Origin of the sequence: Bacillus sp. AG4(2022) (assembly GCF_031844465.1) — a bacterium.
Lineage (GTDB): Bacteria > Bacillota > Bacilli > Bacillales > Cytobacillaceae > Bacillus_AB > Bacillus_AB infantis.
In genome coordinates this window covers 106,549-129,403 of record NZ_JAUZVH010000001.1, presented here as the reverse complement: position 1 = coordinate 129,403, position 22,855 = coordinate 106,549, and the positions used below count along the sequence as shown (strand labels likewise).

Annotated in this window: 23 protein-coding genes and 2 pseudogenes; 6 read left to right on the top strand and 19 right to left on the bottom strand. The window is 44.3% G+C overall.

Annotated features, from left to right (window positions below; all coding sequences use genetic code 11):
- Window positions 1–72 precede the first annotated feature (72 nt).
- The 14 genes and pseudogenes from Q9R36_RS00695 to Q9R36_RS00630 form a co-directional block, all read right to left on the bottom strand.
- The gene (locus tag Q9R36_RS00695; RefSeq protein ID WP_094769030.1) at window positions 73–510 is read right to left on the bottom strand and encodes a peptidylprolyl isomerase; all 438 of its coding nucleotides are present in this window, start codon (window positions 508–510) and stop codon (window positions 73–75) included.
- A 597-nt stretch (window positions 511–1,107) separates the two neighbouring features.
- A pseudogene (locus tag Q9R36_RS00690) lies at window positions 1,108–1,357 on the bottom strand (methyl-accepting chemotaxis protein); the annotation flags it as partial.
- Between the two features lie 216 nt (window positions 1,358–1,573).
- Window positions 1,574–2,113: pseudogene (locus Q9R36_RS00685) on the bottom strand (protoglobin family protein); the annotation flags it as partial.
- A 192-nt stretch (window positions 2,114–2,305) separates the two neighbouring features.
- Complete coding sequence (locus tag Q9R36_RS00680; protein WP_022543848.1) at window positions 2,306–2,824, bottom strand: HD domain-containing protein; 519 nt, start codon at window positions 2,822–2,824, stop codon at window positions 2,306–2,308.
- Between the two features lie 120 nt (window positions 2,825–2,944).
- Complete coding sequence (locus tag Q9R36_RS00675) at window positions 2,945–3,142, bottom strand: hypothetical protein (protein ID WP_009793851.1); 198 nt, start codon at window positions 3,140–3,142, stop codon at window positions 2,945–2,947.
- 210 nt (window positions 3,143–3,352) lie between these two features.
- On the bottom strand, window positions 3,353–5,422 hold the full coding sequence (locus Q9R36_RS00670) for a transglycosylase domain-containing protein (protein ID WP_311224381.1): 2,070 nt from the start codon (window positions 5,420–5,422) through the stop codon (window positions 3,353–3,355).
- Between the two features lie 93 nt (window positions 5,423–5,515).
- Window positions 5,516–6,256: an STAS domain-containing protein gene (locus Q9R36_RS00665; protein WP_009793849.1), complete on the bottom strand. Its 741-nt coding sequence runs from the start codon at window positions 6,254–6,256 to the stop codon at window positions 5,516–5,518.
- Window positions 6,257–6,454: 198 nt separating this feature from the next.
- Window positions 6,455–7,435 (bottom strand): ring-cleaving dioxygenase, encoded by a 981-nt coding sequence (locus Q9R36_RS00660; RefSeq protein WP_311224630.1) that lies wholly within the window; start codon window positions 7,433–7,435, stop codon window positions 6,455–6,457.
- Window positions 7,436–7,726: 291 nt separating this feature from the next.
- The gene (locus tag Q9R36_RS00655) at window positions 7,727–9,964 is read right to left on the bottom strand and encodes an AAA domain-containing protein (RefSeq protein WP_253616928.1); all 2,238 of its coding nucleotides are present in this window, start codon (window positions 9,962–9,964) and stop codon (window positions 7,727–7,729) included.
- Between the two features lie 110 nt (window positions 9,965–10,074).
- Window positions 10,075–11,295, bottom strand: coding sequence for an MFS transporter (locus Q9R36_RS00650; RefSeq protein ID WP_224950295.1), 1,221 nt, complete (start codon window positions 11,293–11,295; stop codon window positions 10,075–10,077).
- A 113-nt stretch (window positions 11,296–11,408) separates the two neighbouring features.
- Window positions 11,409–12,296, bottom strand: a complete 888-nt coding sequence (locus Q9R36_RS00645) for a CAP domain-containing protein (protein ID WP_009793844.1) — start codon at window positions 12,294–12,296, stop codon at window positions 11,409–11,411.
- A 102-nt stretch (window positions 12,297–12,398) separates the two neighbouring features.
- Window positions 12,399–13,670, bottom strand: a complete 1,272-nt coding sequence (locus Q9R36_RS00640) for a glycosyl hydrolase family 18 protein (protein ID WP_311224380.1) — start codon at window positions 13,668–13,670, stop codon at window positions 12,399–12,401.
- A 128-nt stretch (window positions 13,671–13,798) separates the two neighbouring features.
- Window positions 13,799–14,071, bottom strand: coding sequence for a hypothetical protein (locus tag Q9R36_RS00635; RefSeq protein WP_009793842.1), 273 nt, complete (start codon window positions 14,069–14,071; stop codon window positions 13,799–13,801).
- A 45-nt stretch (window positions 14,072–14,116) separates the two neighbouring features.
- Window positions 14,117–14,548 carry a hypothetical protein gene (locus tag Q9R36_RS00630; RefSeq protein ID WP_022543852.1) on the bottom strand — a complete coding sequence of 144 codons (432 nt, stop codon included), beginning with the start codon at window positions 14,546–14,548 and terminating at the stop codon, window positions 14,117–14,119.
- A 320-nt stretch (window positions 14,549–14,868) separates the two neighbouring features.
- Between Q9R36_RS00630 and Q9R36_RS00625 the strand changes: the two genes are divergently transcribed.
- The gene (locus tag Q9R36_RS00625; protein ID WP_009793840.1) at window positions 14,869–15,831 is read left to right on the top strand and encodes a 3'-5' exonuclease; all 963 of its coding nucleotides are present in this window, start codon (window positions 14,869–14,871) and stop codon (window positions 15,829–15,831) included.
- A gap of 50 nt (window positions 15,832–15,881) precedes the next feature.
- Window positions 15,882–16,784: an aldo/keto reductase gene (locus Q9R36_RS00620; RefSeq protein WP_009793839.1), complete on the top strand. Its 903-nt coding sequence runs from the start codon at window positions 15,882–15,884 to the stop codon at window positions 16,782–16,784.
- A 69-nt stretch (window positions 16,785–16,853) separates the two neighbouring features.
- Here the strand turns inward: Q9R36_RS00620 and Q9R36_RS00615 are convergent, their stop codons facing one another.
- The 3 genes from Q9R36_RS00615 to Q9R36_RS00605 all read right to left on the bottom strand — a co-directional run bounded on the left by Q9R36_RS00615 (window position 16,854) and on the right by Q9R36_RS00605 (window position 18,012).
- The gene (locus tag Q9R36_RS00615; protein ID WP_224950305.1) at window positions 16,854–17,351 is read right to left on the bottom strand and encodes a hypothetical protein; all 498 of its coding nucleotides are present in this window, start codon (window positions 17,349–17,351) and stop codon (window positions 16,854–16,856) included.
- A 297-nt stretch (window positions 17,352–17,648) separates the two neighbouring features.
- Complete coding sequence (locus tag Q9R36_RS00610; protein ID WP_022543853.1) at window positions 17,649–17,795, bottom strand: lmo0937 family membrane protein; 147 nt, start codon at window positions 17,793–17,795, stop codon at window positions 17,649–17,651.
- A gap of 70 nt (window positions 17,796–17,865) precedes the next feature.
- Entirely contained in the window at window positions 17,866–18,012 is a 147-nt protein-coding gene (locus tag Q9R36_RS00605; RefSeq protein ID WP_022543854.1) for a hypothetical protein, read from the bottom strand.
- 113 nt (window positions 18,013–18,125) lie between these two features.
- Between Q9R36_RS00605 and Q9R36_RS00600 the strand changes: the two genes are divergently transcribed.
- Window positions 18,126–18,329, top strand: coding sequence for a DUF2188 domain-containing protein (locus Q9R36_RS00600; protein ID WP_022543855.1), 204 nt, complete (start codon window positions 18,126–18,128; stop codon window positions 18,327–18,329).
- Between the two features lie 29 nt (window positions 18,330–18,358).
- Here the strand turns inward: Q9R36_RS00600 and Q9R36_RS00595 are convergent, their stop codons facing one another.
- On the bottom strand, window positions 18,359–18,778 hold the full coding sequence (locus Q9R36_RS00595; protein ID WP_224950309.1) for a hypothetical protein: 420 nt from the start codon (window positions 18,776–18,778) through the stop codon (window positions 18,359–18,361).
- Window positions 18,779–18,964: 186 nt separating this feature from the next.
- On the opposite strand from Q9R36_RS00595, the gene Q9R36_RS00590 reads away from it, so the two are divergent.
- Entirely contained in the window at window positions 18,965–19,585 is a 621-nt protein-coding gene (locus Q9R36_RS00590) for a hypothetical protein (protein ID WP_142385213.1), read from the top strand.
- Between the two features lie 51 nt (window positions 19,586–19,636).
- On the opposite strand, the gene Q9R36_RS00585 is transcribed toward Q9R36_RS00590, so the two are convergent.
- A complete protein-coding gene (locus Q9R36_RS00585; RefSeq protein WP_009793831.1) occupies window positions 19,637–20,482 on the bottom strand; it encodes a LysM peptidoglycan-binding domain-containing protein in 846 nt (281 codons plus the stop codon).
- Between the two features lie 272 nt (window positions 20,483–20,754).
- Here Q9R36_RS00585 and yhfH point away from each other — a divergent pair, with 272 nt between their 5' ends.
- On the top strand, window positions 20,755–20,889 hold the full coding sequence (gene yhfH, locus Q9R36_RS00580; RefSeq protein WP_009793830.1) for a protein YhfH: 135 nt from the start codon (window positions 20,755–20,757) through the stop codon (window positions 20,887–20,889).
- A 146-nt stretch (window positions 20,890–21,035) separates the two neighbouring features.
- Window positions 21,036–22,853, top strand: a complete 1,818-nt coding sequence (gene pepF / locus Q9R36_RS00575) for an oligoendopeptidase F (RefSeq protein ID WP_311224379.1) — start codon at window positions 21,036–21,038, stop codon at window positions 22,851–22,853.
- The last annotated feature ends 2 nt before the right edge of the window (window positions 22,854–22,855 follow it).

The following is a 22,855-nucleotide window of genomic DNA, read 5'->3' as shown; positions in this document are numbered from 1 at the left end:
GGCCTGGTCATATTCCAGCCTGAAGAAAAGCTTTGTGAAAGTAAAAAAGAGCCAGAGGCTCTTTTTTACTGATTAGGCGTCGTATACTTCAACTTTTTCCATAACATCGCCGTTTTTCATCGCTTTAGCAGCTTCAAGGCCAGATGTTACTTTACCAAAAACAGTATGGACTCCGTTCAGGTGAGGCTGAGGGTCATGTACAATAAAGAACTGGCTTCCGCCTGTATTTTTGCCTGCATGTGCCATTGATAGAGACCCTGATTCATGCTTATGAGGGTTGCCTTCTGTTTCACAATTGATTGTGTAGCCAGGTCCGCCAGTCCCAGTTCCATTCGGGCAGCCGCCTTGGCTCACGAATCCAGGAATCACGCGGTGGAAGTTCAAGCCGTTATAGAAGCCTTCGTTTGCAAGCTTTTCAAAGTTAGCAACTGTGCCCGGAGCCTCATTAGGGTATAATTCAAACTCGATCTTCTCGCCGTCTTTCATTTGTATGTATCCTTTTTTCGCCATTGAAATCATCTCCTTGGGTTGATGGCCAGCTGTATCCTGACTGGGTTCAGTACCGGCTGATGTTCCGGGGAACCAGCTTTGATTAACAGCATCGCCAAGATTTAAAAATCATTGATTATCATATCATTTTTTGCGGAGGAAATAAAATAACTTGGCTTTTTTTCCCCTTTTGATTTTCCATAAAGCATATGTTAAGCTTAAAAAGCCCTTTCCGGACATTCGCTTGTTGCGGGACACTTAACCACTGTACGGACGGAAAGGGCTGGCGGCTGCTTTTGCGGCCGCCATTTTTCTTTCCTATAAAGTCAAAGTCAGTCCGGAAAGCATATCAGATGATGCAGCAACCTGGCCTGAAGCTTCTCCTATGTCAATAAATACTAAATTCAAATCCTCCATTTCCTTCACGATGGCCAGATTCTTTTCTTTTACCTGCCGCATTGACTCAAGGATAAGAGAGAAGTATTCATTAACTGCCTTGGACTGAACAGAGCTGGAATTGATATTTACGCCAGCCTCTTCGATGGATTGAGCCATGATGCCTGAACGGGTTTCCATTATCACCGATTAATCCTGAAACTTCTGAAACAGCATTTTTTGTATTCTCCGCCAGCTTTCTCACCTCATCAGCCACTACCGCAAAACCTTTTCCATGTTCACCTGCCCTGGCAGCTTCTATTGCTGCATTGAGAGCCAGAAGGTTCGTCTGATCGGCAATAGAAGTGACAATCGCAGCAATCTGCTCGATTTGTTTCGAACTGTCAATCAGCTGTTCCATGTTCTGGCTGATGCTGGCAATTTTGCCCTCGGCCTGAACTAAAGTCCTGCCAAGACCGATAAGCCTATTCATTCCTTCTTCCGATTTCTCCTCTGCAACAACAGCTATATCGGAGCCAGACTTTGTATCAGCCCTAATATCCTCTGTTCTTTCGGCTGCCTTCTGGATCGCGGCGCTTGTCTGTTCGCTGATGGCCGCCAGCTCTCCAGCTGCTTCTGTAACCTGATGCTTCAGCTGCTCTTTATAGCTTTCAGACTCTTTCCTGATGCGGCTTATTTCCTGTTCATAAGCTTCAAGCACTATCTGCTGCTCAAGGCTGATGATCTTTGAAACAGCCAGCATCGCCCCGGTGCACGGGCCCTTCTCTGAGATTGTATCTATGATCATGCTGCATAAGGACAAATAAAGATCCTGAAAGGCACACATATACCATTTTGGCTGCAGTCCGATTTTTACATGGACATGAGCAATGACAGAACGCTGCTGAATGAATTCTGTATCTATTTTTCCGCTGAACATCTCATAAATGTGGGCGCTCAAAGTATTTTTCAGCCTCTCAACTGAACTGTTATCGTTGATAATTTTCGTCAGTGTTTTTTCATTTTCTAAATTCTTATAGAATTGTTCTATGATAGCAGGGAGATTTTCTTTCACATAGGGCTGCAGGGAAAGTATATAGTTCAGGTCACTGTCCTGAAGGCCAATCATATCAATTTGCCTTAATACCTCTTCACTAAGAGACTGATCGATTCCAATATTCCCGTTATCATTAAGTTTGAAAGAATGCTCTTGCCTGTTTCTGCTTTTTTTAAATAAAGTGATTTCCATGTGATTCTCCTATCGGAATATTTTTACATACCTTTGTATTTTAGTTTAAAAGAATCTGCGAAGGCTCACAATCTATTCATGGATAAAGTAGTAGGTATAAATACCTATAAAGGAATGATTTTTAGACAAAAAGTTGAGAATAGAAGCCTTCAAATAAATAAAAAAAGGAATCTGCTTCATCAGCGGATTCCTTTATTCAGCTTCCAGAAGATTATCGATCTTCTTATCAAGCCTTCTAAGGCTTTCAAGGGCCCTTTCTTCATCAACTTTTCTGTAATGGTGGGCGCCGCCAGGTTCTTCATCAAATTCGTCGGCCAATTTTACAATTGTTTGAAGAGGCGTGCGGATGACTTCCCCCCCAGGAAGAAAGGAATCTGTATGAAAAAGAATAGCAAGAGCTATTTCTTTTGCTTTAACAGGATTTTCACCCAGCCTGATCAAAAGTTTATGTGCCCTTTCTGCACCTTTTATCGCATGTATATCATTCTTTTTGTAGAGATCATAATCCCACTTTCCATTTTTATACCAAGTGTAATGCCCCATATCATGAAGGAGCCCTGCTTTAGCAGCCATGTCAGGATCAGCGCCTCTTTCAGCCGCAAGCTTAAAACTGTGATTGGAAACCGCAACTGCATGGGCCACCCCGGATCGTGTCAAATACTTTTGGGCGATTCTGTGTTTGAAAATCTGTTCTAAAGTGACATCTCTCAATAAAACCATTCCTTTTAATTATTTCTATGAGGTACTTGCCTGAGATCGGCAAAGGGACTCCCTGAAGAAGTTCTAATTATTTTTTCCAGATTCAAGCAGTTCAAAACATTTAGTTGTCTTTTAAAATTTTCGGGCATTTATGGATTTCTGTTTCTTCATCACTTCATATGATTTTTCAATAATATCAGCAAGCACGTCTGCTTTGTATATTCGGCCAATCTTAGTGTTTTCCTGATAATATTCTACAATTTCATCCAGCTTCTGCAGCGTTTCTTTCTGTAGCCGGACATTTAATTGTGTTCTTTGTTCATTCTGCAATGATAGCACCTCCTATTTATAGGATAACATACAGATATCAAATAGCTACTCATTTGCTAGCAGTTTGATATACCCCCTGCTGCGCAAGAGTTTCGGAGATTGTCGAATAAGATCATGTGATATAAAAATTTGCCGAACAGAAAAAGGAAAACATTCGATGATGTTTTCCTTTTAGATCAACATATTGATTATATAAGTGATAGAACACAGCTAACTTCCAATTTTGTCCCAAATCTCATTTAGTTTTTCTTCTGTTTTATCGAGCAGCTCCCGTGCATCCTGCCATTTTTCTTTCCATTCCGGCAAATCTTTCTTCAATCGCTTGCTGAATTCCTCAGCCCGCTCCTGAAGATCGATATCAGGTTCAGCTTCTTCTGCGAGCTGATCATTAACTGACTCTGTTCCAAAATCTTTCTGTTCTGTATAAGGCAGCACCTGCTCCATGATGCTTTTGAAAATAGGCACTACAGTTTCAGAGCTGCTTGTTGATAAATAATGCTCCCTGTCTGTTTTATCATAGCCTAGCCATACAGCACCTACCAATGAAGGTGTATAGCCTACAAACCATTGATCCTTCGTGCCGTCGATATCATTGTAAGGCAGCTGTGTGGAGCCGGTTTTTCCCGCTATCTGTACTTCCGGAATCCTGGTCCTTTGGCCGGTTCCGCTTTCGACAACATTAAGGAGCATGGATGTCATCTCCCTTGCCGCTGCCTTGGAAGTGACTTTGACCGTTTTTTTCTTTCTTTCAGCAATAACATTCCCTGTCGGTCCGACTATCTTGGTAATAAAGTGGGCATCATGCCTTTTTCCTTCGTTAGGAAAAGCGGCATATGCTTGTGCGAGCTGCAGCGGCGAAATTCCTTTTCTCATTCCGCCAAGAGCGATGCCAAGCGCTCTGTCTTCCTTCTCAGTCGGGATTCCAAAGCGCTTTAAAGAATCCATGCCTTTATCAATCCCGATTTCATTGAGCAGCCAGACAGCAGGAATGTTAAGCGATTCTTCAACTGCTTTATACATCGGCACCTCGCCGGCATACGTCCGCGAGAAATTTTCCGGCTTATAATTCCCGAATGTCATCGGCTCATCCTTCAGGATAGATGAAGCATCATAGCCTTCTTCTATAGCAGGTGTATATACTGAGAGCGGTTTTAAGGTGGACCCTGGCTGAGCCTTTATATGTGTCCCTCTGTTAAAGCCTCTGAATACATGCTCACCCCGGCCTCCAACAATGGCACGGACACCGCCGGTCGACGGATCTAATAGGACTGAGCCGCTCTGCACCAGCTGTCCTCCTCTGCCTGCAGGGAAAAGGGAATCTCTGTCATATACCTTTTCAAGGCCGGATTGTATATTTTGATCCAGTTCTGTATAAATGGTATAGCCTCTTGTAAATATCTCCTCCTGAGTAAGGCCATACTTGCTTGTTGCCTCATCAAGGACTGCATCTACATAATAGGGATACTTTCTTGCTTCTGTGTTTGAACTTCCATCTTCCAGGACAATTTTCTCCGCGATAGCCTTTTCATATTCATCCTTTGAGATGTATCCAAGTTCCTGCATTTTTCCAAGCACCGTGTCACGCCTGCTTATGCTCCTGTCATAATGCTGGTAAGGATCTAATGCTGATGGAGACTGCAGCAGTCCCGCAAGCAGCGCTGCTTCGCTGATGGTGACTCCGCTTATCGGTTTATTGAAATATGTTCTTGCGGCCCTGTCAATGCCCCATGCCCCGCTGCCAAAATAAACCTGGTTCAGGTACATCAGCAGGATATCTTCTTTTTTGTAATTCTTTTCTATTTCGACCGCCAGGAAAATCTCCTCAGCTTTTCTTCTGTATGTTTGTTCCGGCGACAGCAATGCATTTTTGGCGAGCTGCTGTGTGATGGTGCTGCCGCCGCCAGTGATCCTCCCTGCAAACAAATTACTGAAAAAGGCCCTTGCAATCCCTTTTATATCAAAGCCATTATGCTTGTAAAAACGCTCGTCTTCAATACTGACGACAGCTTCCTTCATATGGTCAGGCAACTCTTCTATTTTTGCTCCCCCGGTCCTGTTGGCGGCAAGCTTTCCGGCCTCATCTCCGTCTTTATCATAAAGGACGGTCGACTGCTTCAGGCCATCCTTCAAGGATTGGACATTGGCCGTGGCTGCAAGGTAGGCAAAAAACAAGATGGCGAGCAGCAGGGCCGTCAGGGCGGCAAGCAGCAGGATCTGTGTGATATGCTTTCTCTTCCAAAAGCGTTTGATATATTCCCAGACCTGTTTGAGTCTTTCCATTTTAACTTTCTCCTTAAAAAATCATATTCAATACTCTATTTTAACCAACTTATACAGAAAAAAGGAAGGAAAATTAAATTTTCCTTCCTTCTGCTAATACTTTTCTTTTAAGTGCCTGATGGCTGAATCAAGCTGAGAAAATGTTTCGATTCCTTCCAGCCTGATTCCGGCCTGTACTGACTGTACTGCAATATCCGGCCGTATGCCTGCAAATACAACTTCAATGCCAATCATCCTGAACCCCTGCATAAGCTTTACAAACCCTGCAGCATTGGCAAGCAATTTAATAGTAAACAGTTTAGACATATCGAGAACCAGGGCCCTGATCTGCTTTTGGCTTGCTGATTGCATGGCTTTAGCAGTAAGGTCTGCCATTTTGGCCGGTGACACATCATAAGGCAGCGCATGGAGAGAAAGCATTCCAATCTTATCATCTACAAGAATGATGTTTACTGTGCTTTCCTCGATGAAGTTTTTATATTGCTCCTCCATCTTGTGCCGCTCTGTGATGTCTTCAAATTCAACCATAGCACCTTTTATCTGGTTATTATCGTCCTTGAGCAAGGTGGAACGCTGGCTCAATGTCAATTCGTATTTACCCCAAGTATATGGGAACACATCGTATCGGAAGTTCTTTCCCTGTTCAAGGGTGTGCTGAACGGTCCTGGTAAATTCAGGCGGATGGCCAAAAAATTCGTCGATATTCTGCCCAAGCGCTTCTTCAGGATCTATTCCCAATATTTCCTTGCATCTTTTATTGGCTACTTTAATAGTAAAATTTTCGTCAATTGCCATGACAGCAACCGACAAATGATCCAAAACAATAGAATCCATCAGTTATCTCCCTAAATTTGTTAACTTCATCTTAACATAGCAGGAAAGAAAAGGAGATAATTATTTCAGTATAAAATACTGCCGGGTTTCTTGTTTGTCAGAAGCTGATTGAGCCGCACCAAAACTTAAAGAAAATTACGAAGACTGTCGATTGCGTGCCCAAATGATAAAAGAGAGCACAAAACAGGCGGATTCCGCCTATCTTCCTGTATCGAGAGGCTTCAATTTAGCTTCTATCTCTTCTCTACGGTCTTCAAAATAAGGCGGCAGAGCAAGATTCTGCCCCAGCTCTTCAAATGGCTCATCACTTTCGAACCCTGGTCCGTCAGTCGCCAGCTCGAACAGAATGCCATTCGGCTCCCTGAAGTATAGTGATTTAAAATAATAGCGCTCTACAAATCCAGAGCTGGGGATTCTTTTTTCTTTCAGGAGGGCAACCCATTTATTCAGCTCTTCCTGGTTTTCAACACGGAAAGCTACATGGTGCACGCTTCCGCGGCCTGGCCTTTCCTTTGGCAAGTCATCCCGAACAATGATGTGTACCTCGGTCCCTGATCCTCCCTTTCCTGTTTCATACACATGTGCTGTATGGCCGCCAAGCGCAGATGCGGAATAAGAATCTTTCTTTCGGAAACCTAAAAGGCTGACAAGGGTATCTTCTGTCCGGCTCAGTTCGGCGACAGTCAGGAATACGGGTCCAAGACCTATGATTCCATGCTCTGCGGGAACAGGGCTTTGCTCCCAAGGGCGCCCTCCTTCTTCCCCGGTGTTCGCTTCATCAGAAATAAGTGCAAGTCTTTGATCTTCAAAGTCAGTGAAAAAAAGCATGTTTCTACCGCTGTCAGAAGTAATGGCTGTATATTCGACCCCGTGTTCCTTAAACCGGTCCTGCCAATACTCAAGTGAGCGGTCACTCGGAATTCTTAGGGAAGTGAGGCTGATGCTGTTGGTTCCGGGGTAGGTGTGCCCTGCATTCGGTATTTCAAAAAAGGTTAAGTCAGTTCCCGGGTTTCCCCTTTCATCTGCATAAAACAAATGGTAAACAGAAGTATCATCCTGGTTCACCGTCTTCTTTACGAGCCTCATGCCTAAAGTGTCAGTGTAGAATTCATAGTTCTTTTTTGCGTTTGCTGTGATGGCAGAAACATGGTGGATGCCTTTCAATGCTAGCAAATTCATCATATGCACTTCCTTTTCAAGAAAAAATCTTTACTTCGAGATAATTTTACTTCTTTTTCTGTTTTTATGAAACCTATATGTTTGTATAATAGACCCTGTGGAAAAATTTAATCTTGCATCAGCGGATGATTGGTGATATATTTATTGAGCGATGAGCTAATTGAATAAGCCGGCGGGCGCTCCTTTATTGGAAATGCACGATGTGGCGTGCAGCCTGCCGCCTCAATACGCAAGACCCCCTGTTTCAGGGGGTCTTTTTATGTTTAGTTGGCTTGCATGTACCAGGCTTTTTCACAGAAATTGCGATTCAACGAAGCCGGCAATGTTTTCCGATAGAAATCTGACAGCAATATATGGAGGCCTGATGCCTTCATGTCTGCAAAAAGGCATTCCCAGCCATAAGATGCTGCTGTCAATGCTGATGAAAGGAAACGGTACATCTTTTTGAACGAAAGCGGCATGCTTTAACGTCTCATGCCTTTTGTCTGAAATCAGCGTGACACTGGCTTTTCCAGTCATTCCGTTCACTATTTTTGTCCATTCTTCGTCCAATGCATGGGTGGCTGGCAGCGAAATGATGATGGCTGATTTGGCCTGTAATAAATCATTTTCAACTTTGCCGGTTTTCCTGCTGTGAATCCATTGCAGAGCGTGGTGCTGGTTCCTGATCCATCTTCCGATACTGGAGGGAGTAACAGCCTGATCCATCTTGAGCTGGTGTTCTGCCAGTTTCCGCCATGTTTTTCCTGTATATACTTTTTCTTTGATAAAACGGATATCCCCTACCTGTATGAATTTTCCCCTTGTCCTTGTTACGGCTACATTGATCAGCCTTTCACTGTCTTTTCCAGTCATAAGCATCCCAGCTTTTTCAAAAGGAAAGCTGTCAACGGTGTCAAAGACCATTATATCTCTTTCGCTCCCCTGGAAACGATGGACGGTTGCCGCAATAATGTCTGCAGCAGCAGCTTCAGAGCTGTATACCTCTTCCATGAACTGTTCCATCAATGAAGCTTGAACCCTGTAAGGTGTAGCATAACCTATTGACCTGGCCCCATCCAGATATGCCTCGTGGATCAGCTGGAATGAAAGCGCAAGATGAAGAAGGTTGCTTCTGGATCCGCTGTTATTATCTTTAATTCCGTACTTTCCCATCTCAGAGCTGTCAACCATAATAGATGCCATGTTTTTGAACGGATTTAATTTGGAAATACCTGCCCGCAGCTCGGCTGTGCCTTCAAAATCAGTCACAAGGGAATGGTAAACATGTTTATTGGTAAAAGCAGAAATATCCGGATGCATCCTCCTTTGTTCTTTCAGCAAAAACAAATGGGGATGCATCTGGCCATTCCCGACCGCAGAAGCTGCCCCTGAATGGTGGAAAATATCCTCTTTCAGCCATTTGACTGCCAGTTCGCTCCTGGAGGCGGCTATAGGCGGAAGCTGTTTGAAGTCTCCGCAAATGATGATCCTTTTACCCAGAGAGGCAGCAAAGGCAGCCTGCGGTACATAAGCCATGCTCGCTTCATCCACAATGACAAGATCAAATTGGCTTTCATAAATCGCCGGATCGCCTGCTGCCCTGGCAAGAGTGGTTCCAATGATGCCTGCATCCTTAACATATTCAATTTCCTTTTTGCGGATCTTCTCCAGAACGGCTGCGAGCTTAGTTTCAATTTCAACCAGCTTTTCAGAATCCCTTTTACTGAAAGAGCGCCCCAAATCAGATTTTAACAGCCTTTTTTCTTCCATCAGCTGAGATTTTTTATCTGCCAGATCCGGGTGGTGCTTTTCAATGAGCCTGTCGGAATGAAACAGCCCCCCTGCATGTGCTTCACTGCTGCTTCTCGTTCCATACCTGAGAATATCCCCGTCTTTGGTTTCGGATTTGCGGGACGAAAAAGAGGCAATTTCGGCCATCAGTACATCAACCGCCTGGTTGCTGTGTGATAGAACAAGCACCTTCAGTTTTTTGAAATATTTATTAGCTGCTGTCCGGGCAAGCGTATATGTTTTCCCAGTCCCCGGGGGACCCCATACAAATGTAACCGGGTTATATTTGGATCTCAAAATAAGTTCATGGACAGGGGATTTTGCCTTTCCTCCCGGATGGGCTGCCGGCATGGAGGGATCCATCAGTTTTTTGATCCGCAGCCTCTTCGTTTTGCTTTTTTTTATATCATCAAGCCGCTGTATGAGCTGATCGATCAGCTCCCAGGGATCATGGTGCAGGGATGCATATTGCAGTTCCTCACCCAAATACTGGTCCGCAGAGACAATGATATTCCGGCCTTCAGAAGACAGGATCCTTCCTTCAGCTTTTTTATGCCCCCAGCTGATTTTCACCTGTGATCCGATAGGCACATGCAGTGCAGATTCTGTCTCAAAAAAATAAACAAACCCTTCATGGCTTGATATCAGAATGCCATTGTGAAGGGAATATTTACTGCTTCCATAATTTTTCATATGCTGTATTTCTGATTGAAGGGCCTTTTGCCATTCTGCTATATATCTTTTTGTGCTGCTCATCGTATTTCTTCCTTTACTCAACAATCACCATTTGCTTCTTCTTTGGAAGAAGCGCCGGCCATTTTAATGAAAGATAATATAACACGGCTATAGCCAAAAATCCAATCTGGTTAAGCACTCCCCGCTTCCTGCTGATTTTTCGTCCTGGCAAATATGTATGTACGTACCATGATCAATAGCGTCATTACGATCAGGATGCCATGGAAGGATGCTGCAAGCACCGGCAGGCTGGTACTGTCAAGGACAGCTGGAGCCAGAATAAATCCGCATGCGAAACCGAGCGACTTCAGGAGCATGCCTACTCCAAATATCCTGCCCCTTATATGATTGGCCGATTTTTGGAGGATGGTTGCATGCAGGGTCGTAAAAGCTGCGTCAAAAATACCGGTTAGAAAAGCAACCAGTAATATTGCAGGGATATAGCTGCTTGATAAAAAGATGATAAACCCTGATGACATCAGGATGGCAGAAATGAAGCACGCAAGATAAATTCTGCTGCCCCTTGCCCACCGGAGCCTCGGCAGGAGGAATGCAGACAGAATAGACCCGATTCCCCATGTACTCCAAATCAACCCATAATAAAAGCTTTGTCTGTCAGGATTAAGGGCCTCTGCCAAAATCGGAATCCCAAGGTTATGGGAGCTTCCGGCAAAAGATCCTGCGAGGAAGACAAGGTTGACGAGCATAAGCATCGGAGCCAGCTTTAAATAGGCATAGACCTCTTTTATATCAGAGAAAATTGAAGACAGCTTCCCTTGAAGGGTCGATTGAACACCCGCTTTCCTGCCAGGTGCCGATTCCCATTTAAGCATCATCAACACAGCAGCAGACAGGAAGTAGGTAGCTGAATCGATAATCAGTGTAATATGGTAGCCTATAATATCTGTCAGGATGCCAGCGGCCAAAAATCCGGCGACCAGGCTGGCGGAAGTGAGTCTGGAAATAAGAGCATTTGTCTCAAGCACCTTATTTTCGCCAAAGATCTGGGGGATTTCCGCATTAAAGCTGACCATAAAGCTGCTGTTGGAGAACCCAATAGCAAAGGATACGAGTATGATCATATAGGGTGATGGAAAAGGGATCAGGGACAAAATCAGAATGCCCCTTGCCAGGTCGCTGATGATCATGATCTTTCTTCTGTCGAACCGATCTGCCAGTATGCCGGAAAAAATGCTTGAAAACACACCGCCGGCTGTCCTGAATGCCATAGCGGCAGCCATCCATCCTGTGCTCCCTGTAGCAGCATAAATGAGGACGTTGAGTACAATTGTATCCATAAAGGTGCCAAAATCTGAAAAAGCTTTTACATATAATATTACTTTTCTGTTCATTCCTTTACTCCAGTGCAGTTTTTGTCTATTTTATCCGGTATCTGAAAGTTTCGCAATACGAAATTTTCAGGCAAATAAAAGAAGTGCCCATGAAAAGCACTTCTTTTCTCCTTCTATTTTCCAATGAACATTTGTGTCCAGTAATTACCTTCGCCTGTATGCCCTACTCCTATATGGGTGAATTTGCTGCTGAGGATATTCTTGCGATGCCCCTCACTTTTCATCCAGGCATCGACGACTTCCTCTGCAGATCTTTGTCCCATGGCAATATTCTCACCTGCTGTTGAATACTCCACTCCAAAGTCCCGCATCATATCAAATGGGGAGCCATAAGTTGGACTAGTATGGGAAAAGTAATTCTTCGCCTGCATATCATCTGATTTTTCCTGGGCAACCCCGCTCAGAGAGCTGTCAGATTTCAATGCAGCAAGGCCGTTCTTCGTTCTTTCTGCATTAGTCAGCTCGATGACTTTGGATTCCATATCGCTGATGCTTTGGTCAGTGTCTCCTGCCTTTTGCTGTCCCTGTTCCTCAGCGCCATTCTGCCCCTGGTCACCCTGGCCGCCAGGCGCTGTTCCCTGGCCTGCCCCATACTGAGTGCCAGGCTCCATGCCTGCTCCCTGTTCTGCTTGATTCTGTCCTGGAGCTGCCTGCTGTCCTTCCTGTCCTTGCTGCCCTCTTTCTTCACCCGTATAAAAACGGAACATGCCATTATCCTGCTGTTCACCATGCGGGAATTCTTCGCTTGGCATGCCAGTGCTGTAAGCATTCGGATCAATCGTAATAAATCCATTGTTGATTTCCTGAAGGCTTTCCATCATTCCTTTTGACTGCTGGCTGCTGCGGTCATTTAAAAAGTTGGTCTGGCCCTGTCTGCCATTCCCGGCATTCAGTGTGTTGAGGCCGCCTTGCCTGTCATCTGCAGCATTATTAGAGGCGCAGGCAGACACCAGCATCACTGCAAAAACTGCTGGCAAAAAGCTGAATTTCATTTTACTCATTCTGTTAACCCCTTTTCATAATAATGTAACGGTCTTATTTTGCACTGCATGACCGATCTATTATGAATGGAATTATTTACAGCAGAAACAATAATAAACCTCCTATTCCTTCCGCACGACATGATAGCTGTTATAAAGGGCGAGCCAGCTTTGCGGGGCACGGAGGCTGATTTGCCAGAAAGTGGTGCCCAGTAGCTGATAACGGTCCATAAGAAGGTATTTCTGCATATAGCTGCGGATATCATCAAACCAGACGGTATGGAGCTGCCCCTCATCGTAATAAGTAAAGAATGGTGCTGCCCTGTTGCTGTCATACTGGATATTAGCGCCTTTTTCTATTGCCCGGTTCTGTGCCTGGAGAACTGACAGAGAGACAGTTTTGTTGTCCGGTCCGAATTTGTCATACCCGTATAAGGGCAGGGCAATCTGCAGCTTACGCGGAGGAATCTGGGTAACGGCGTACTTGACTACATCCTCCATCCATGGCAGCGGTGAAACAGGCTCAGGCGGCCCGCCGGGATAACCGTAATCGATTGTCATGACGGCAACAATATCTGCAGCAGCACCGATTGCCTCATAATCATAGGCGCCAATGATCCTGTTTGAAGGAATATCCTCTGTTTTTGCATGGACATTGACATGAAGAATCAGATTTCCAAGGGCAAGCTTCAGCTCAGCAAGAAATCGGGAAAAGCTGTTCCTTTGCGGCGGAGGTATGAATTCAAAATCAATGCTGACGCCGCTGTAACCCTTCTCTTTAGCCAGACTGGCAATACTGCTGACCAGATTGGCTGTATACCTTCTATTTCCCAGCACGCTTCCGGCCAGTTCCGGATCAAAGTCGCCATTCTGATAGTTGCGGATCATGAGCAGCGGGAGGATGCTCAGCTCTTTGCTTTTATTGATAACAGATGTGTCATCAAGAAGCCTGTAGGCAGTTCCCTCTGCCCGGAATGAATAGGCAGTGATGGCAAGATAGGTAAGGAGGGGCGAAATTCCTTCCAGTATGGGGAAAAGAGCCTCAGTATTGTAAGGCAATATAAAACCAAGCGTCTGAATGCCGTATTTAAGTGGTGAAGGAATGAATATGTTCTGTCCTTGCTGAAGATTATATGGATTCAAGCCGGGATTTGCTTTAAGAATAGAATCAATTTGTGTCTGATAAAAAAGAGAAAGCCGATAAACGGTGTCTCCCTCCCTTATTATATGAGAGCGGACAGGCAGAGTGTCCAGAGGGATATACAGCGCCAGCCCGGGCACTATTTCATTGGCGTCCTTCAATCCATTAAGAAGTAAGATGTCGGCTGGGGAAACAGAATATTCATTGGCAATCTGCCATATGGTGTCACCGTATGATACAACATGAATTCCCATTTCAGCACCTCAAATAGGTTTTTATACCATCATATGGATCTCCAATGAATAATAGAATATAAGATAACATCCAGGTCTCTTTTCATAAGAAAAACACAGGGCTTTAGGCGCCCTGTGTTGATCTATCCCTAATTTTTGCTGTAGTCATCCGTATCCGGTGAAACCATTCCGCCCGCCCCGGAAGTGTTAACATCCGGTGCAGCGCCTTCAGGCTGGGAAGGAAGCTTATGATGTTTATATTCTTTGTTGTTTTCATCTGCCAAAGGTGTCTGGCTGTGATCTTTCTCATCTATAGAAAGAATCTCGAACTCAGTCCCCTGCAAGTATCCTTCCAGCTTTGTCCTCATATCATCTCTATCTATCTTTCCTTCAAAGCGCAGCTCTGCATTAACAGTTATCATGAACGATCCGTCCTTTCGTTAATTAAGTTATTTTTGCTTAATTTATCACGAAGATGTGCCGGGGGTTGTTTCACCCTTCAGGGTTTCCTTTGCTTCTTCGATGGTTGTGAAAACGAGTACTTCCGTTACCTGCTGCCCATCATGTGATACTGCAAGGAATCCGTCTGCAAGCTGATGGATGTCAGCCAGCGTCCCTTCCTCGCCGCCATCAAGCTTGACCGATTCTTTAAATTCCAGCTGGCCTTTTTCAGCCCATGACTGAACCTCTGCTGAATAGGTCCCATAATCCATTCCTTCTGTGATGCGGTCATCCAGTTCTCCTGCGCTTAACTTTTCCTCCTCTCCTTCCGTATTTGTCTGTTCGTTATACCCTTCTGTCGTATTCTGCTCATCTGAAACGGTTTCTTGGTCATCCTCGGCACCGCAGCCTGAAAGCACTATGGCTGCAGCGGCTGCCAGGGTGTATATCTTTTTCACCGGCTCCACTCCTCTGCAATTGGTTTTGTTACAATGTTAATACCCGTTTCTGCAAAGAACATTCGTCATAAATAAGGTTCTTTACAGCGTAAGGTTCAATAATACTCTGTAAGTGTTATGTGCTGATCCGGCATTTCTGTGAATTGTTGCTCCATATGCCGTTCAGGTGCCCTGAATGTGTGGCTAAGTGAGCCCTTAATCAGCAGCGGCGCTTAACACACATCGCCAAGTAAGAATTCGTTTGTATATATGGAAAAATATTTCCTTTCCTAAAACCGTGAATTCAACTATAATGAACTGTTAGGAAAGGAGGGTGTAAAATGGCTGAACTGACGCAATATGTTTTTTTTGACTTTGAGATGCTCTGTTCGAACAAAGGGATGCTGTTTGAAGATATGGAGGCAATCAGGCTTGGTGCAGTAAAATATGATCTGATTACAGAGAAGCTTTCATTTTTCGATGAGTATATAAAGCCGGAAAATCATAAGCCGCTCAGTATGTTCTGCAAAAGGCTGACCGGCATTGAAGATAAAGATCTCAGGGATGCAGACAGATTTGCTGATGTATTTTCCACTTTTCTTTACTGGGTTAATGGAGTGAAGAAAACCAGGTTCTATTCATGGTCCAAAAGCGATCTGTCCCGACTGAATGCTGATGCAGCCAGACATGGGATCCCGTCTGCCACAATTGAAAAAATCAATTCCAGATATGTCGATTTCCAGGAAGTGTTTTCAAACCGTGCGGCTAATAATACACCCTCTGTTGAAAACGCCCTGGCACTGTATGGGCTGGATTTCGTCGGAGAAACGCATAACCCGATGTTTGATTCTTATAACACACTGCGGATATTTTTTGCATTTGAGCGCAATCCCCAGCTCACTGAAAAAATCATGGCTGAAAGATTTATACTGCCGGGGAGAACACTCACAGTGGATCAGATAAATGTAGAGGTGAAAAGCCAGTTCGCCAAGGATATGGAAGAGTTTTTTTCCAGTCTGCAATGGATCTACAAAATGAAGGAAGCGCAGCAGCTTGTCAAAAAAGCGAAAAGAATTTGCAAAAGGTATAAAAATGTCGCAGGCAGCAGCTCCGGCATCTTTGATGAAGAAATTCGAAGCGATACTAAAGACTTTATGCTTTTTTACGAAGGCCTTAAGAAGAATTACTTGGAGCATATAACCTATTCATCCCGCATACTGATTCTGGATGAAGAGAACTTTTCCTACAGGAAGACCCTTTTGGCAAGAGCCTCCCTGGATGGACAAGACCGTCAGGCCGTTTAAGGCTTTTCGGATACATATTTATTAACTTTACTCATGAGGAGCTGTATAAAATGGAAAGAATAAAACTGAATGAGGATTTATCTTTTTCACGGATCATCCATGGTCTTTGGAGGCTTGCTGACTGGAAACAGTCAGACCAGGAAACACTTTCGCTTATAGAATACTGCCTGGAGATGGGCATCACAACCTTTGACCATGCCGATATTTATGGTGGCTACACCTGTGAGGATCTGTTTGGGAAAGCGCTTGCTCTGAAACCTGAATTAAGGGAAAAGATGGAGATTGTCACTAAGTGCGGAATCGTCCTCCAATCACCCAACAGGCCGCAGCATAAATCACACCACTATAATACCAGCCGTGAGCATATTATAGAGTCGGTCAATTATTCTTTAAAGAATTTAGGGACAGACTATCTGGATGCACTGCTTATCCATCGTCCTGATCCTTTCATGGATCCTGAACAGACCGCACAGGCTTTCATTGAACTGAAGAAAGCGGGAAAGGTCAGAAACTTTGGCGTTTCCAACTTTAAAAACCACCAATTTGATATGCTTCAATCTTATCTGCCGTTTCAGCTGGTCACAAATCAGATTGAGCTTTCTGCTTATCATCTTGAAAATTTCGAAGATGGGACACTTAATCATTGCCTGGAAAAAAGAATTGCTCCTATGGCCTGGTCCCCTCTCGCGGGAGGAAGGATCTTTTCCGCTCAGGATGAAAGGGCAAAAAGGCTTCAGGCTGCCCTGAAAAATATAGCAGGGGAAATAGGAGCGGGTGACATTGATGAGGTTCTCTATGCATGGCTTCTGAACCATCCGGCACGGATTATGCCGATCATTGGATCAGGCAAAAAGCAAAGAATTGAAAAAGCAGTTAATAGCATGAAACTGAAGCTGGACAACCATCAGTGGTTTGAAATCCTTCAAAGCTCCATGGGTCATGATGTTCCATAACTGAACAAACCGAAAGGCCGGCCACAAGTGTGGACCGGCCTTTCTGATGCTGCTAGAATTTCATTCTGATTATTGGAACATGCCTTTGAAAGCTGGAGTAGAAATATCAACACCCTCAAAGACCTTGGTCATGCCCGCAATATACTCTTCTTTGAATGTCTCAGCTTCAGCAAGGTCCTCTGACCCGGCCTTAAGAAGTTCGCCTTTTTTTGTGAAATATTGAACGAGGCTGTCAGATGCACCTTCGATATCTGCAGAATAGTCGCTCAATTCTTCAGGGATTTCAATTCCGTCTAAACCAGGTTCAAAAGCAGAAGCTGCTTCTGCAGGATCTTTGCCTTCTTCTGCAAAAGATGCCTCAGTACTGCGGATCAGCTTGGTGACTTCAGATTGGTAGCTGAGGAGCGCAGATTTTTGTTCTTTGCTGCTGTCAGCCTGTTCAGCTGTTTCAGTCTCGGCGGCTGAAGTGTCCTTTTCGGTGTCAGTCTCTTTAGACGTGTCATCGGAACACGCTGCCAAGCCGGCAGTCATAAGGGAAGCCATTAATAAAGCCATAAATTTTTTCATTCTTCTCTCTCTCCTTTTTCTGTTGACCCTTTTTTTAAAAATAGGTTATTTACTGACAATTTATAATTTAACTAGTTTTCATACTTTTTTCAACCTTTTTTTGTTCGAAAGTCGAAACAAAAAGATATTTCTAAATAATTTTTAAATATTATGAATAGAGTAAATATTTAATATTTAAATACAAAAAATCCTGTGTTAGTGTACCTTGTTGATTTTGGGCTCATTCAGCTGTGATGAAATGAGCCCAAAATCAACAAGAATGTTTAACAAAAAAAGACCTCCGCCTGGAGGCCTTATCTAGCTGGTTCTTCTTCCTTTGATAAGATTGATGACGAGCAGAACAGCAGCAATTACGAGGAGAATGTGGATGATCCCTCCTGCAATCTTAAAAATGAAGCCAAGCAGCCACAGCACCAAAAGTGCCCCTATGATAAATTTCAGCATCATTATCTTCCTTTCTATTCATGGTAGCATTCAAATACCCTTTGATACTTTAGCATAAACACACGTGTTATCAGCTTGGATCCGCTTCATCCAGAACTAATGCAGTCACATTGGTATATTCGCCTTTCTGCCTTTCCTGTGCGGAAGCATCCTGGTTCAGTTCGTCACTGTCATCAATGCCCGGCGCCATAGTCGGTTCTTTTTTATCCTCAGGCAAATTAATCACTCCCTTTTTAATGTTACTATCTCCTTTCAGAGAAATCATATTCCCGGTTTAGCAGGGTGCGGAAAGGGAAAAAAACCATTAAGAAAGTGAAAGGAGTTTTTTATATGATTAAAGAATATGCAGTTGTACCAAATAAGGATGAAAACCTCTGGCTGGTCAAGCTGGAAGATGCAGCACCTGCAGCACAATTCGGCAGCAGAACGGCAGCAGTGGAAGAAGCTGAAAAGATGGCTAAAGAAAATAAGCCGAGCAAGGTGACCGTAATGGACGATAATCATGAGGTCATCGACGAAAAATTATTTCAATAAAGTAAAAGCCCGGCCTATTATGGCGGGGCTTATTTTTTGCTGTTTAAATCCTCTTCAATCAGCGACTTTAGAAGTATCCTGTAAGAGCTGCAAAGTTCTTCCCCTTCTGTGTCCCCAGCTGCCCAGCAGTATTCCCTGAAAGTGTCCATTTCCGTAAAGATCAAGTATAGCAGCCCTTCGTCAAGCTTTAGATTCATTTTCAGACCAGATGCATCTTTCCACGGCAGCTGCATCAAAAGCTGCTGATAAAGATCATGAAAAATGCTGTACTCCCTTTTCAGCTGCTCCCTCTCACCTATTAGAATATCATCCCTGGTTTGAATCACTTCCCCCCTCCAGTGGATATTGAAGGTGCAAAATGCCAGCCAAAAAGATCTTTCTTCAGGCGCAATCATGATGGTTCCTGCAATGTCAGCCTGACTGCCTTCATCAAATGAAAATATTTCCATATCCGCCTCCCGATCTGTTCTTCCCTGAATGGGTCACCTGCCTATTATTTGCAGCTTTTCTGCAATCATTACATAGGATAACCTAAAATCAGAAAGGAGCTGTGCCCTATCAGCAACCATGCTAATTCAGGAATTTCGCCCATCATATTTACTGAGAATTTGGAAGTGTCTGCCCGCGGGAATCAGGTGATCTACAAAAACAGTCTATTCAGAGAGGCTGTCTCACGGTCAATCGAATCTTTTAAGGCCGATTTGCTTGCTGCAGCAGACCGGCATTCTGAGGACCTGGCCGGGCTGGAGGAAGTTTATTTAAAACAGCTGAAAGAATGTATGCTAAAGCAGGAAGAAGCTGGCTTGAGAATCCTTCAGCGGCTCGAAATGATGGAAAGTCACCACCTGCAGCTTACAGAAAGCGTGGAGCAGAAAAGTGCCCGGCAGGAGAAATGGAATGACCAGCAAATTATCCAGGAAGCGATGATGCTGGAACTCTCCCGAAAGATGGATAATCTGCTTCCGCCTGACGGCCTTTTAGAAGAACACGAAGAATTGAAGAATAAAGTGGATTCTCTCGGAGATCTGCATGAAATGACCCATCTGACCATTATGGAACGTCTGGATAAACAGGAGGATCTGCTTCAGAAACTGGGCAGGCACTACGAAGATCTGCGTTCTGGCATGCATGATCGATTTGCTGCTGTCAGCAATTTTCTTGAAGACCGCTTTTATCAGCTGACACAGCCTGTGCAGCGTTTCGTGATTAAAGATAAACAAACGCAAAAAGAGGAAGATGAAAGAACAATAGTATAAAAAAGAAAGAGGCCGAATGGTGTCTCCGGCCTCTTTCTTACATTACATATATCAATCAAGTATCCTGACCGTCAATGTCTGTCTGCCAAACTTGATTGCTTCTTCTTTAGTCGGGATAAATACATCAATTTTATTGCCTTTAATGCTGCCCCCTGTATCTCCGGCAATCGCATTGCCATATCCTTCGACATATACCTTGGAACCTAAAGGAATGACATTGGGATCTACCGATATGACTTTCTGATCTGGATTTGCATTTAAATCAATTCCAGTAGATGTTACGCCGGAACAGCCTTCACAGCTGGCAGTATAGGCGGTTGCAGTAACGGTGATTTCCTTGCCGACCTCTTCCTGCGCTACTGGTGCACTGGCTTCAGGAGCAGGCTGGGTGCTTACAGTACCTTCGCTTTCAGCAGGCTTAGACTCAGCAGGGGCTGTTTTTTCAGGAGCAGGAGACTTTTCAGCAGCTTGTACGGCCTGCTGTTTTTCAGTCTGTTCCTGCCCTTTAGGCGCTGGTGCTGCCGGTTTTTCCTTTATGCTTCCTTTCGGATGGATGACAAGGGCCTGTTCAGGGTAGATCAAGTCTGACGACAGATTGTTCCAGTGCATTAAATCACTGACGGAAACGCCATGATTCCTGCTTATAGCCCATAGCGTATCCCCGGATTTAATTATGTATTTTTTTTCTGGAAAAATAGAAAGAGTGGTTTCTGCTCTGATCATGTCTGAAGACAAATCATTCCACTGCTTAATATCATTTACTGTTACTTCATATTTTTGGGAAAGCCCCCAAAGGGTATCTCCCTTTTCTACGGAAATTTCATCTGCTTGTACATTGGCTCCGGCTGCTCCGGCCACGGCTGCTGCAGCCACTAATGATAAAATTTGTTTTTTCATCTGATTACCTCCTGATAGCTATTTCTCGCTAACGGAATCTATCATAGCATGAAATATTCTGAGAAAAAGAACAGGCAGATAATAAATCCTTTACGTTCATGACAAGCATTTAACAGCCATATTTCGCTTCTCGAATTTTTACCTAAATTTTGTATCGGGTGGAAAAATCTAAAAAAATTGCAGTTTATCCTTCACAAATAAATCAACTGAAGGTATACTGTACTATAACAGAAACAATATAAATTAGTTGTATTATAAAAGGAGGGATTATCATGATTAAGAACCCAGTTGAATTTTTCAGGAACCTTCCGAAGAAGGAATGCCCGGAATGCGGCGAACATATGGAAGAACAGGCAGAAGCCTATTTGCTGGAATGCGACAGATGCCTGGCTAAAAAACATGAGTAGTAATCGGAAACGGGCTTAGCCCGTTTTTTTATGTACAAAGATTAAAAATATTTAGATAAAGGATAGGAAAATGCCTTCCGATGAAGTATAATTTCTTTAGGGTTTCGAAACATCTTCCCGTTTTATATAAAGGAGGCTTTTTATAAATGACTGAAAAAACACTTGTCAAAAGACTAGCACGCTCAGAGGTCCCTGAGGCTATTACATGGAATTTAAATGATTTGTTCTCTTCGGAAGAAAACTGGAAGAGTGAGCTTGAAAGCCTGGAGGCTGACCTGTCCCGGTTTGATTCATATAAAGGCAGGCTTGCCAGCGGCTCTGCTGTCCTGAAGGAATGCCTGCTGGCACAGGAAGCTTACTCCATCAGGATGGTCCAGGCCGGAACCTATGCTTCCCTGCGCCAATCTGAAGATGGATCAGATCCTGACAATCAGTCCAACGCATCGCTGGCAGCGTCACTCCGGGCAAAAGTGAACTCCGCCCTTTCTTTCATTGAGTCCGAGATCCTGGCTTTTGAAGATGGGCTGCTTGAGAGATACATAAAAGAACAGCCAGAGCTGGAAGCCTTCAGAAAAAATCTTGAAGAGCTTCTTGAAACAAAAAAACATAAGCTCAGCCCAGAGACTGAAGAAGTCCTTGCCTCACTTGGCGAGGTACATGCCTCTCCATATCAGGTTTATCAAAACAGCAAGCTGGCAGATATGCAGTTCGCTTCATTTAAGGACAAGGAGGGCAATGTACTGCCAAACTCTTTTGCCCTGTTTGAAGACCGTTATGAATTTTCGCCTGATACACATACAAGAAGAGCTGCTTATGAATCTTTCACTGATACACTGAAGCAGTATAAAAACACGTTTGCTGCCGCTTATTCAGCAGAAGTGAAACGGCAGGTCGTTCTGTCCCGGGCGAGAAAGTATGAATCTGCAACAGAAATGCTGCTGGAGCCTCAGCAGGTTACAGAGGAAATGTACCACAATCAGCTTGATATCATCGGAGAAGAATTGGCCCCTATTATGCGCAAGTATGCTGAACTGAAGAAGACGGTACTCGGATTTGATAGGATGACATTTGCTGACCTTAAGGCGCCGCTTGACCCGGAATTCAACCCGGCCACCACCTATGAGTCTGCCAGTGAAGTCATCCTGGAAGCTCTTCAGGTGATGGGGCCAGAATATACAGAAATCATGAAAAAAGGCCTTGAAGACAGATGGGTGGACCTTGCAGATAATATCGGCAAATCGACAGGTGCGTTCTGTTCAAGCCCGTACGGCTCGCACCCGTATATTCTGATCACATGGACAGATACAATGCGCGGTGCATTCGTGCTTGCCCATGAATTGGGCCATGCCGGCCATTTCTACCTGGCAAATAAAAATCAGCGTATTATGAATACCCGTCCTTCCACTTATTTTGTAGAAGCGCCATCGACGATCAATGAGCTTCTGCTGGGGCAGCATCTACTGGAAGGCACCGAAGATCCGCGGATGAAGCGCTGGGTCATCCTTCAGCTACTTGGAACCTATTATCATAACTTTGTTACACATCTCCTGGAAGGCAGATACCAGAGAAGAGTCTACGCTTTGGCGGAGCAAGGGGTTCCCCTGACGGCTGCTTTATTATCCAGGGAGAAGAAACAGGTGCTTGAAGACTTCTGGGGCAGTTCAGTTGAAATCGATGAAGGGGCAAGCCTGACATGGATGAGGCAGCCTCATTACTACATGGGTCTGTACCCGTATACTTACTCTGCGGGATTGACTGTATCAACTGCTGTTGCACAAAGGATCAAGGAAGAAGGACAGCCTGCCGTTGAACAGTGGATCGATGTACTGAAAGCCGGAGGAACGAAAAAGCCGCTGGAGCTTATCAAGGACGCGGGCGTTGATATGAGCAAGCCGGATTCGATCAGGAAAGCTGTTTCTTTTGTCGGTTCTCTTGTTGATGAACTGGCGGACAGCTATCAATAATG